Below are 650 nucleotides of genomic sequence, written 5' to 3' on the forward strand. Positions count from 1 at the left end.
CCGCCAAGCTCTACGCCCACTGGATGACGGTGAACTACCGCGAGAGCTTCGGGCTGCACGCCTCGAGCGGCATCCTGTTCAATCACGAGTCGCCGCTGCGCGGCATCGAGTTCGTCACCCGCAAGATCACCGACGGCGTCGCCCGCATCAAGCTCGGACTGCAGACGACGATCGCGCTGGGCAATCTCGACGCCAAGCGCGACTGGGGCCATGCTCGCGACTACGTGAAGGCGATGTGGCTGATGCTGCAGCAGGACGCGCCGGGGGACTATGTCGTGGCGACGGGCCGCACCGCGTCGGTGCGCGACTTCTGCCGGCTCGCCTTTTCGCATGCCGGCCTCGCCATGGAGGATCACGTCGTCACCGATCCGCGCTTCCTGCGGCCCGCCGAGGTGGACATCCTGCTCGGCAATCCGGCCAAGGCGAAGGAGCGACTCGGCTGGACGGCGGAGACCAGTCTCGAAGCACTGGTCGCCGAGATGATCGACGCCGATCTCGCGCGGCTTTCTCGTTCCGCACAAATAACTTATGGTTAAAAAAAAAATTGAACAAAATCTTTCTGACCTCTGCTGATGATGCGGCGGTTTGTTTTTCGAAGCAATCTAGCTACAACCACTTTTTATGTATAACACTGAGAGCCGATCCGAGAA

The 650-nt window shown here is 60.8% G+C and carries 1 protein-coding gene; it reads left to right on the forward strand.

The window, feature by feature from the left end:
* Positions 1–536 (forward strand): GDP-mannose 4,6-dehydratase (locus ABTU92_RS28965; protein WP_408095021.1); only part of this gene is annotated, 536 nt, incomplete at its 5' end.
* Positions 537–650 lie beyond the last annotated feature (114 nt).

Origin of the sequence: Rhodoplanes sp. SY1, assembly GCF_046000175.1 — a bacterium.
Taxonomy (GTDB): Bacteria; Pseudomonadota; Alphaproteobacteria; order Rhizobiales; family Xanthobacteraceae; genus Rhodoplanes.